The organism is Prauserella cavernicola, from assembly GCF_016595675.1.
Classification (GTDB): Bacteria; Actinomycetota; Actinomycetes; order Mycobacteriales; family Pseudonocardiaceae; genus Prauserella_A; species Prauserella_A cavernicola.
Genome location: NZ_JAENJH010000005.1, coordinates 414,672 through 424,739, shown reverse-complemented (window position 1 = coordinate 424,739; position 10,068 = coordinate 414,672). Strand labels below are relative to the sequence as shown.

The window sequence follows — 10,068 nt, the reverse complement described above, 5'->3', positions numbered from 1 at the left end:
CACCAACGCCTGGAACGGCGGCGTCGCGCTGGGCGACTCCCTGCTGCTGCTCGGCCCCACCCTGGCCTGGGTCATCGTCGCCGTCACCCTCGCCGCCCGCCTCTTCCGCTGGGAACCCCGCCGCTGAGTCGCACGAACGGGTACCACGAGTTGAGTGTGCCGCAACGGCATGGTTTCTGATCCGCCCAGCGCCTCCCGTCGAACGTCCGTTGTGGACGAAGTGAGGTCGCAGCACCGAGGAGGAGCTCCAATGCGCAAGCCCGTCCTGGCCGTTCTCGCCGCCGCCGTGGTGGCGGCGCTGACCCCGGCGGGAGTGTCGGTGGCCACGGAGGAGCCCGCGCCGCCGGACACGCTGAGTTGGGGGGCGTGTCCGGCGGACTCCGCCAAGCCGGGCCTGGAGTGCGCGACGATCGACGTTCCGCTGGACTACCGCGATCCCGACGGGGAGACGATCGAGGTCGCGGTGTCCCGGCTGGCCAGCGCCGACCCGGAGAAACGCCGAGGCGTGCTGCTGACCAACACCGGCGGACCGGGCGGAGCGGGGCTCAGCTTCCCGGCCGTCCTGCGCGACAATCTCGAACTGCCGCAGGACGTGCTGGACAGCTACGACATCATCGGCATGGACCCGCGCGGGGTGGCCCACAGCACGCCGGTCACGTGCGAGGTGTCGCTGCTGGAGCACCCGACGAACATCCCGACCTACGCCCGCAACGCGGCCGACGTCAACGACGAGGCCGAGCGCGTGGCCGGCGTGGCGGAGAAGTGCGGGCAGTCCGAGACCGCGCCGCTGCTGCCGCACATCACCACGGCCAACACCGCCCGCGACATGGACCGGATCCGCGCGGCGCTGGGTGAGGAGAAGGTGTCGTACTTCGGCATCTCCTACGGTACGTACCTCGGGTCGGTCTACACCTCGATGTTCCCCGAGCGCAGCGACCGGTTCCTGATCGACAGCGCGACGGGCCCGCAGGGCTGGGACTCCTCGTTCTCGCGGATGTTCGGCCAGGGCGTCGAGGACCGCTTCCCGGACTTCGCGAGGTTCGCCGCCGAGCACCCGGAGTACGGCCTCGGCACCACGCCTGGTCAGGTGCGGGCGAAGTACTTCGAGATCGCCGCCAAACTGGACGCCGAGCCCAGCCCGGACGGCTACACCGGCGCGGTCTTTCGCCACGTGACGTTCGCCGACTTCTACTACGACAGCTCCTTCCCCGCGCTGGCGGAGACGTGGCAGGCGCTCGACACGGGTAACCCGGTGCCGGTGCCCGACGTCGGCGAGGGCGAGCAGGCGCCGCCCGAGACCGGCATCCCCTCCGACAACTACCAGGCCAGCCAGCTGCACGTGATCTGCAACGACTCCGCCTGGCCGGAGGACGTCAAGACCTATCAGCGCAACGTCGCGCTGGACCGCTTCCGCCACCCGATGTTCGGCGCGGCGGGCGCCAACATCTCGCCGTGCGCGTTCTGGCCGTCCGAGCCGGTGGAGCCGCAGGTGGAGATCACCGACGAGGGCCCGTCGAACGTGCTGATCCTGCAGAACCTGCGCGACCCGGCCACGCCGCTGGCCGGTGCCGAGAAGCTGCGCGAGGCCTTCGGCGACCGGGCCCGGATGGTCACCGCCGACCAGGGCGGGCACCTGGCCTACCTGTACCTGGACAACCAGTGCCTCAACGATCTCGCGACCGACTTCCTGGTGACCGGTGAGCGCCCGCAGCGCGATGTCGCTTGTGGAGCCGAGTCCGCCTGATACCCGGGGGAGGGACAGCCGCCCCTCGTGAACTCGCCCCCAGTGAGTTCGCGAGGGGCGGTTCCGTGTCCGGCCACAGTGGACGACGCCTCAGAGACTGCCGAGATCCGACGAGAGCCAGTGCTCCGGACGGAGGTAGATGGCCACGTGCTCGCCGAGGTGCTCCCGCTCGAAGGTCAGGAAGCCCTCGACCTTGTCGGGAGGCAGGTAGCGCACGGCGACCTCACGCGCCATCTCGTCGGTGCTCGGCGTGGTCCGCAGCACCGGCCCCTCCACTGACACGTAGCGCACCGTGGGCGTGGTTCGCTGCACCAGCAGGCTGAACCGGCCCTGTGCCTCGATCGCGTGGGCTTTGCGCGAGGCGGCCGGGGTGCGTACCCACAGCTCGCCGCCGGGCGTGTACTGGTACCAGATCGGCACGGTGAGCGGCGCCCGATCGGGCCGTTCGACCACCGACAGTGCGCCGACATGGGGTTCTGCCAGGAACTGTTGTCGTTCTTCCACTGAGAGTGCCATGCGCTCGACGCTAGTGGCCGGGTCCGACAATCTCGAGGTTCGCCGAATCAGACGGCGTCGAGTGCGGCGCGCAGCGGGGCCAGCGCGCTGAGCAGCAGGTCCGGCAGCGAACCTGCCGGGACGACCAGCCCGCTGTCGGTCGGTTGCAGCCATTCGCGGAGCGCGACCCTCACCGCGGCCGCGACGGAGGCGGCGAGCACTCGTGCGGTCATCGCGTCGGCGCCGGAGCGCTCGCCGATCGCGTCGGCGAGCGGCTGCTCGATCGACGTGACGGCGTCGGTGTAGGCGGCGCGCAGTGCCGGGTTCGTGGCGATGAGCAGCATCCCGTCGCGCTCGGACTCGGCCGGTTCGGTGTGCTGCCCCACGACGGCGTCGATCACGGCGTCCGAGAGCGGGGTTTGCGCGGATCTGGCCGCGACGGCGCCGGCCACCCGCGACTCCCGCTGCGCGGTGATGCCGGCGACGATCGCCTGCTCGCGGCTGGAGAAGTAGTTGTTGTAGGTCCGGGGCGAGACGCCCGCCGCTTCCGCGATGTCGTCGACGCGCAGGTTCTCCGGGCCGCGTTCCAGCGCCAGCCGCAGCGCGGCCTCGCGCAGCGCCTCCCTGGTGGCCTGCTTCTTGCGCTCCCGCAGTCCGGCTCGCTCCGTCGTCACGCCGCGAGTCTCCCATCCGTGCTGCGTGCGCGCAAACTTGCGTGCACGCAAGTTTGAGGGCTAGCCTCGCCTCATACCCACCGAAAGGACCCGGACATGCGAGCCACAGGCATCACCTACGACACCGGTTTCGTGCGCGACGGCGCCCCGTCGCGGCAGCGCTACGACGCCGCCACCGTGCGCAGGGAACTGGAGATCATCCGCGACGACCTGCACTGCACGGCCGTGCAGCTCACCGGCGGCGACGGAGCCAGACTCGAGACCGCGGCCAGGATCGCCGCGGAGCTCGGACTGGAAATCTGGTTCTCGCCCTACCCGCTGGAGCTCACCACCGACGAGATCCTGGCCCTGTTCGCCGACTGCGCAGAGCGGGCGGAGCGGGTCCGGGCCTCGGGCGCGGAGGTCGTGTTCGTCGCCGGGGTCGAGCTGTCGATCATGAACCGGGGCTTCGTCGACGGCGACGACGTGGACCAGCGGCTCGCCACGCTGCTGGCCGATCCCGACCAGCGCGGCACCCGCATCGCCGAGGCCAGTGAGCGGCTCGACGCCTTCCTGCGCGAGGCCGTGCCGGTGGTGCGTGCACGCTTCGGCGGCAGGCTCACCTACGCGGCGATCCCGTTCGAGCGGATCGACTGGAGCCCGTTCGACGTCATGACCGTGGAGCTCATCCGCTCCGCCGAGGTGGCCGAGCAGTTCCGCGAGGGAGTGCGCACGCTGGTCGCCGGTCGCAAGCCCGTGGCGATCACCGGTTTCGGTACGGCGACGTGGCAGGGCGCCGGCGACACCGCACCGCGCAGCATGGAGATCATCGAGTACGAGTCAGGAGTGCCCGCCCGCCTCGACGGCGAGTACGTCCGCGACGAGGACGGGCAGGCCCGCTACCTGGCCGAGCTGCTCGAGGTCTTCGACTCCGAAGGCGTCGACAGCGCGTTCGTGTTCCTGTTCGCGCTCGAGAACCTGCCACACCGGCCGGGCGGCGACCCCCGCGACGACCTCGACCTGGCCAGCTTCGGGATCGTCAAGGTGCTGGAGGACCGCTCGGGGACGAGCTATCCCGGGCTGGAGTGGGAACCGAAAGCCGCGTTCACCACTGTCGCCCGGTGCTACGGCGGATAGCCGCCCGCCGCCGAGTTGCCGACCGCGTGCACCACTGCGCCCAGCAGCACCAGTCCCGCGGCGGCGACTCGGCGGTTCTCGCAGGCCGCCGTCGGCTCAGGCGCCGACCTTGGCGGGCGCCGGGACGTCCTCCGGATCGGTCATGACCTTGCCGCGGCGGGGAGCACCGGTGCGGGCGTGCGTGGCGTAGAGCGTGAGCCCGACGAACGTCAGCCCGCCCACCAGGTTGCCGACGACGGTGGGGATCTCGTTCCAGATCAGGTAGTCACCGATCGAGAAGTCGCCACCCAGCATGAGTCCCGACGGGAACAGGAACATGTTGACCACGGAGTGCTCGAAACCCATGTAGAAGAACACGAGGATCGGCATCCACATGGCGATCACCTTGCCCGACACCGACGTCGACATCATCGCGGCGACCACGCCGGTGGAGACCATCCAGTTGCACAGCACGCCGCGCACGAACAGCGTCAGCATGCCAGCGGCGCCGTGGTCGGCGTAGCCCACCGTGCGGTCGGTGCCGATCTCGCCGAGGCGCTGCCCGACCTCGTTGGGGTCCATGGAGAAGCCGAACGTGAGCACCACGGCCATCATCACCGCGACGGTGAGCGCGCCGCCGAAGTTGCCGAGGAACACCAGTCCCCAGTTGCGCAGCATCGCGCCCGGACCAACGCCGGGCCGCTTGTCCAGCCACGCCAGCGGAACGAGTGTGAAGACACCGGTGAGCAGGTCGAAGCCGAGCAGGTACAGCATGCAGAAACCGACGGGGAACAGCAGTGCGCCGACGAGCGCGTTGCCGGTCTGCACGGTGACGGTCACCGCGAACGCGGCGGCCAGTGCCAGGATGGCACCGGCCATGAAGGCCCTGAGCACCGTGTCGCGTGTGGACATCAGAGCTTTGGACTCGCCCGCGTCGATCATCTTCCCGACGAATTCGGCGGGCCGCACGTAGGACATGGAGGTCGCTCCCTTTTGCCGCTGGCGACAGGGCTGCGCCCGCGTCACCCGAGATCAGGACTGACCGGGTGAGTGTCGGCGTCCGATGTGTCGACGCCGTGACAACGGCGAGAGCATCGCGTCACGCGTGGCTCACTCCGGCGGGAGTGCGGCGGCGAGCGTCACCGGCCGGTGGAGCGAAGCGGAGGACAGTCCCAGCGCGGCGACTTTCCGCCGGTCGAGGACCACCTTCGTGGGCCCAGCGTGTTCGCGGAACTCCCAGCCGTGCCTCGCTGAGGACGTAACCCGACGCCGGCGAAGGTGTTCATGTCGTCGTGCAGCACGGCCGAGCAGCGGCGGGAGGGTGCCCACGGCCTTCGGATCCGTGCTCGCCCTCCCGGCGTCACGCCGCGCACCGCGTGCGCAGGATCTCCGCGCCGTCGCCCTCCAGTTCCGCCGCGAAGGCGTCTCGCCCGGCCAGTGCCATCGTCAGCGCGAGCGTCGTGCCGGTCACGAGCGGACCCTCGCCCGCCGCGAGCGGACCGTCCGTGGCGGCCAGCCGCAGACCGCGCCCGCGGGTCCGGCCCGGCACCACCATGTCGGAGCGCCGGTAGTACTCGGCCACGTGCGTGAGGGTCGCGATCGGATGGTCGCGGCGAAGGTCCAGCGGCCGCCGGATGTCCTCGCCGTGGACGATGGTCTCGCCGAGAATCGCGACCACCGGCAGCGGCGGTCTGGTGGTGCTGCCGACGACGCCGCGGAACCGTGCGAACGTCTCGGCCCCGTCGGCACCCAGCTGCTCGGCCAGGCGCATCGCCACCTGCCGGTCGAAGTCGAACCGGCAGCGCAGCACTCCTGCGAACCAGCGCACGCCGTTCAGGGTCGCCGCCGAGGTCAGGTGGGCGAGTACCTCGCGCACGCTCAGCCCGGCGCACAGCGACGGTGTCGCCCACTGCTCGCCGGTGAGCCCGGTGAGGTCGTGCGCCAGCGCGGCGCGTTCGGTGTGGACCAGCGGCCAGAGTGCGCTCATTCGGGAGTCCTCTCGTCGGATGGAGTGCTGCCGGGAAACGAGACTCCACCACGGGTACGGACTCATCGCTGCCTAGGCTGGCGGGGTGACCGACACCTGGGACCCGGACGCTCCGGGAGTGCTGACGCTGCCGTCCGGCAGGCTCGTGCGAGGACGTGGCCTGCGCAGGCCGATGCCGTCCGGTCGCGACCCCGAGTACGGCGTGTACCTGCTCGGCAAGCCGCCGCCGGACGTCGCGTGGGAGAGCCGATGGCTGCGCTGGCCCGACTTCCGGCTGCCCTCGGACAAGGCGCGGGCGCGTGAGGTGCTGCATGAGGCGTGGGAACGCGCCGCGGAGGAGCGCGTGGAACTGGCGTGCGGTGGTGGGAAGGGCCGCACCGGCACCGCGCTGGCCTGCCTGGCGGTGTTCGACGGCGTGCCCGCGGCGGAGGCGGTCTCCTACGTCCGCGCGCACTACGACCCGAGCGCGGTGGAAACCCCGTGGCAAAAGCGCCATGTAGCCCGCTTCACCCCCTAGCAAGCCTTGGTCCCCCCCGGGGCACCCCGAATGCGGTGAAGGGCACCTTTACTGCATTGAACGCGGTAAAGGTGCCCTTCACCGCGTGGGGCCGGGAGCTTGGGGCGCCTTCGAGTCGTTCGGGGGCAGGGGCGGGGAGCTCGGATCCACCGCCTCCGGCGGTTCGGGGGTCGCCGACGGGCTCTGCTCGACGCTCGTCGGCGCCGGTGCCGGCGGGGCGGGCGGGGTCGCCGGGGGCAGCGGCTCCGTTCGCACGGTGAACGCCAGCGTGACCAGGGTGATCACCAGCACCACCGCCAGCGAGCTGCCCGCCATCGCGAGCGTGCGCCGTCGCCTGCGGATGCGCCTGCCGCTGCCCGCGATCTCGGCGGGATCGAGCCGCAGCGGCGGTCCCTGCTCCGGATGCGCGCCCGCCAGCAGGGCGCGGATGTCGTCGTCGTCCGGCACGGCGGTCACCTCCTCCACGTGTCCGCGAGACTGAAGTGTGGTCCCAGGCGTGTGCGCAGCGCCGCCAGGCCACGCGCGGCCTGGCTCTTCACGGTGCCGGTGGAACACCCGAGCGCGGCGGCGGTCTGCTCCACGCTCAGGTCGTTCCAGTACCGCAGCACCAGCACCGCGCGCTGCTTCGGCGGCACGGAGCCCAGCGCCGAGCGCACCAGCACTCGGTGCTCGGGCTCCGGGTCCGCGGCAGGCCGCTCCGGCGGCTCGTGGGTGAGCTGTTCACGGCGCCGCCAGAGTCTGCGGTTCTCGGCGAGGAAGGTCCGCACCACCACCGTGCGTGCGTAGCCGTCGAGCTCGTCGCGCCGGTGCAGCCGCGGCCACGCCACGTACAGCTTGGTGAGCGCGACCTGCGTGATGTCCTCGGCGCGGTGCCAGTCCCCGCAGAGCAGGTACGCCGTCGCGCGCAGCAGTCGTGCGCGCGCGGCGAAGTACTGGCTGAACTCGTCGTCCCACGGCGAGTCAGTGGTCCTGGCCAGTGGTGCGGCCTCCCCTCCGGCGCCGGGCCGCTGCGCGAGCCCGGGCGGTGTCACGTTATCGAGATGCCGTCGGCGCCGCGGTCGAGGCTGCCCGCGGCGGTGCGGCCTCCTTCGCGACGGGGGCCGCCGGTGCGGCGGTGGGCCCCCGGTCGACAGGTGGTGCGGGTGCCGCGGTGGGCGCCTGGTCGACGGGCGGTGCCGGGACCGCGGTGGGCGCCTCCTTCGCGGGCGGCTCGGTGACGGGCGGCGCGGGTGCCGCAGTCGGGTCCTCGGTGACGGGCGGGATGGGGCCTTCCGTGGGCGCCTGGTCGACGGGCGGTGCCGGTGAGGGGGCTTCCACGTGCACCGGCGGCGCGGGCTCGGGCGAGTCCGCGCCGCTGGCCAGCACCGGGGCCGCGATCGCGGCGCTCGCGGCGAGCACGGCGCCCGCGGACAACAGGACGATTCGGGTACGCATGGATCTCCTTCGGGTGGATGGTTCCCCTTCACCAGCTCACATGCGACCGGGCCTGCTGCGGGTTGCACGGAATTTTCCGGACGCGCCGATGAGTTTCGCGGCCCGCGCAGGTCGATACGGCGACGATGGTCCGACCACCTCGGAGGTACTCGCATGGGCAAGCTGCTCTACTCGGTCACGATGTCGCTCGACGGGTTCATCGCGGGCCCCGACGGCGACATGTCGTGGCTGACCGAACACCTCGGCCCCAACCCGGTGGTCGACGACCTCATCGGCGACATCGGCGCACTGCTGGTCGGCAACCGCACGTACGGCGGCGACGACCCGCACCGCGGCGATCCGGAGAAGGAGGGCAAGGCGTTCGGCGGCGGCTGGGACGGCCCGCAGTTCGTGCTCACCCACCGGCCGCCCTCGCGTCCGGTTCCCGGCGTCACCTTCGCCGGCGACCTCGCCACGGCGGTGGCCGAGTCCAGGGCCGCGGCGGGGGACAAGTACGTGAACGTCCTCGGAGCCGATGTCGCCAGGCAGTGCGTCGAGGCCGGGGAGCTGGACGAGGTGCTCACGATCGTCGTGGGTGTGCTGCTGGGCGACGGCGTGCGCCTGTTCGACCGGCCGGGCGGCGCGAACGTGCGGCTGGAGCGGATCCGCGTCGACGAGCTGCCGCACGCGACGAACCTGTGGTTCCGGGTCGGCTAACGGCGCTCACCGGTGCCGTGCGCGAACGAGGCCGACTCCCTGCCGCGCACCGGTTTCGCCTGCTTCGCGAGCGTCCCCACGGCCTGGCCGAGGTCGGCGAAGAACAGGTCGGCGAGGTCGTGGGTGAGGCCGTTGCGCACCACCACGCGTAGCGCGGCGAGGTCGGTGCGGTTCGCGGGGAAGGTGTAGGCGGGCACCAGCCAGCCCGCCTCCCGCAGCTGGGCCGACACGTCGAACACCGAGTACGCCGTGACGTCGTCCTGCACCGTGAACGCGAACACCGGCAGCTGGTCGCCCCTGGTGAGCAGCCGGAAGGGGCCGAGCCCCTCGATGCGGCCCGCCAGTGCCGTGGCCACGTCGCGGCAGTTCTGCTGCACCCTGCGGAAGCCGTCGAACCCGAGCCGCAGGAACGTGTAGTACTGCGCCACCACCTGCGCGCCGGGCCGGGAGAAGTTCAGCGCGAACGTGGGCATGTCGCCGCCGAGGTAGTTCACCCGGAACACCAGGTCCTCCGGCAGCGCAGACGGCTCTCGCCACACCACCCAGCCGACGCCGGGGTAGACGAGCCCGTACTTGTGGCCCGAGGTGTTGATCGACGCGACCCGTGGCAGCCGGAAGTCCCACGCGAGGTCGGGGTCGCAGAACGGTGCGACCATCGCTCCCGACGCGCCGTCGACGTGCACGGGTACGGACCAGCCGCGCTCGGCCTCCAGGCGGTCCAGCGCGGCGCAGATGTCGGCCACCGGCTCGTAACTGCCGTCGAACGTGGAGCCCAGCACGGCGACCACGCCGATGGTGTTCTCGTCGCAGCGGGCGGCCGCCTCGGCGGGGTCGAGGTGGAAGCGGTCGCCCTCCATCGGCACCAGCCTGGGTTCGACGTCGAAGTAGTTGGCGAACTTCTCCCAGCAGATCTGCACGTTGACGCCCATCACGAGGTTGGGCCGGTCGGCGGGCAGTCCCGCCTCGTGGCGCGCGTGCCGCCAGCGCCGCTTGAGCGCGAGCCCCGCGAGCATGCACGCCTCGCTGGAGCCGGTGGTGGAGCAGCCGGGCGCCCGCTCGGCCGACGGCGCGTGCCAGAGCTCGGCGAGCATCCGCGTGCACCGCTGCTCGAGCGCGGCGGTGCGCGGGTACTCGTCCTTGTCGATCATGTTCTTGTCGAAGCACTCCGCCATCAGCTTCTCGGCGGTGGGCTCCATCCACGTGGTCACGAACGTGGCCAGGTTGAGCCGCGCGTTGCCGTCGAGCATCAGCTCGTCGTGCACGACCTGGTAGGCGATGTCGGGCGCGAGGTCGCCCGCGGGAAGCGAGTTCCTGGGGATGTCCGCGGGCTCGCTCGTGAAGACGGGGTTCACCGCGAGGTGAGCCCGTCCCGCGTCGTCGCGCCCGCTCGCGGAGGCCGTCGTCATGACGGTGACGCTAGGCGCGC

Annotated in this window: 12 protein-coding genes and 1 pseudogene; 5 read left to right on the top strand and 8 right to left on the bottom strand. The window is 71.6% G+C overall.

The features are described from left to right. Together JHE00_RS35930 and JHE00_RS22365 are read left to right on the top strand one after the other, a co-directional pair. A pseudogene (locus tag JHE00_RS35930) lies at positions 1–127 on the top strand (ABC transporter permease); the annotation flags it as partial. A 123-nt stretch (positions 128–250) separates the two neighbouring features. Next, entirely contained in the window at positions 251–1,744 is a 1,494-nt protein-coding gene (locus JHE00_RS22365) for an alpha/beta hydrolase (protein WP_200321222.1), read from the top strand. Positions 1,745–1,834: 90 nt separating this feature from the next. Here the strand turns inward: JHE00_RS22365 and JHE00_RS22360 are convergent, their stop codons facing one another. Continuing rightward, a complete protein-coding gene (locus tag JHE00_RS22360) occupies positions 1,835–2,260 on the bottom strand; it encodes a pyridoxamine 5'-phosphate oxidase family protein (protein ID WP_200321220.1) in 426 nt (141 codons plus the stop codon). Between the two features lie 47 nt (positions 2,261–2,307). Further along, on the bottom strand, positions 2,308–2,913 hold the full coding sequence (locus JHE00_RS22355) for a TetR/AcrR family transcriptional regulator (protein ID WP_307832064.1): 606 nt from the start codon (positions 2,911–2,913) through the stop codon (positions 2,308–2,310). Between the two features lie 96 nt (positions 2,914–3,009). On the opposite strand from JHE00_RS22355, the gene JHE00_RS22350 reads away from it, so the two are divergent. Beyond that, a complete protein-coding gene (locus JHE00_RS22350; protein WP_200321217.1) occupies positions 3,010–4,029 on the top strand; it encodes a glycoside hydrolase family 113 protein in 1,020 nt (339 codons plus the stop codon). Positions 4,030–4,125: 96 nt separating this feature from the next. Here the strand turns inward: JHE00_RS22350 and JHE00_RS22345 are convergent, their stop codons facing one another. Further along, positions 4,126–4,986 (bottom strand): formate/nitrite transporter family protein, encoded by an 861-nt coding sequence (locus JHE00_RS22345; protein ID WP_200321215.1) that lies wholly within the window; start codon positions 4,984–4,986, stop codon positions 4,126–4,128. 382 nt (positions 4,987–5,368) lie between these two features. Further along, positions 5,369–5,995, bottom strand: a complete 627-nt coding sequence (locus tag JHE00_RS22340; protein ID WP_200321213.1) for a maleylpyruvate isomerase family mycothiol-dependent enzyme — start codon at positions 5,993–5,995, stop codon at positions 5,369–5,371. 85 nt (positions 5,996–6,080) lie between these two features. On the opposite strand from JHE00_RS22340, the gene JHE00_RS22335 reads away from it, so the two are divergent. Beyond that, positions 6,081–6,512, top strand: a complete 432-nt coding sequence (locus JHE00_RS22335) for a protein-tyrosine phosphatase family protein (RefSeq protein WP_200321211.1) — start codon at positions 6,081–6,083, stop codon at positions 6,510–6,512. A 78-nt stretch (positions 6,513–6,590) separates the two neighbouring features. Here JHE00_RS22335 and JHE00_RS22330 read toward each other — a convergent pair whose 3' ends face one another. Genes JHE00_RS22330 through JHE00_RS35190 form a run of 3 tightly spaced genes read right to left on the bottom strand, consistent with a single transcriptional unit; the run spans position 6,591 to position 7,946 of the window. Beyond that, on the bottom strand, positions 6,591–6,959 hold the full coding sequence (locus JHE00_RS22330) for a hypothetical protein (RefSeq protein ID WP_200321209.1): 369 nt from the start codon (positions 6,957–6,959) through the stop codon (positions 6,591–6,593). Between the two features lie 5 nt (positions 6,960–6,964). Beyond that, a complete protein-coding gene (locus tag JHE00_RS35195) occupies positions 6,965–7,489 on the bottom strand; it encodes a SigE family RNA polymerase sigma factor (RefSeq protein WP_230424810.1) in 525 nt (174 codons plus the stop codon). Positions 7,490–7,544: 55 nt separating this feature from the next. Continuing rightward, on the bottom strand, positions 7,545–7,946 hold the full coding sequence (locus JHE00_RS35190) for a hypothetical protein (RefSeq protein ID WP_230424698.1): 402 nt from the start codon (positions 7,944–7,946) through the stop codon (positions 7,545–7,547). A 153-nt stretch (positions 7,947–8,099) separates the two neighbouring features. Here JHE00_RS35190 and JHE00_RS22320 point away from each other — a divergent pair, with 153 nt between their 5' ends. Next, the gene (locus JHE00_RS22320) at positions 8,100–8,642 is read left to right on the top strand and encodes a dihydrofolate reductase family protein (RefSeq protein ID WP_200321205.1); all 543 of its coding nucleotides are present in this window, start codon (positions 8,100–8,102) and stop codon (positions 8,640–8,642) included. Here JHE00_RS22320 and gad read toward each other — a convergent pair. Next, positions 8,639–10,048 (bottom strand): glutamate decarboxylase, encoded by a 1,410-nt coding sequence (gene gad, locus JHE00_RS22315; protein ID WP_200321203.1) that lies wholly within the window; start codon positions 10,046–10,048, stop codon positions 8,639–8,641. The genes JHE00_RS22320 and gad overlap by 4 nt on opposite strands. Positions 10,049–10,068: the final 20 nt, after the last annotated feature.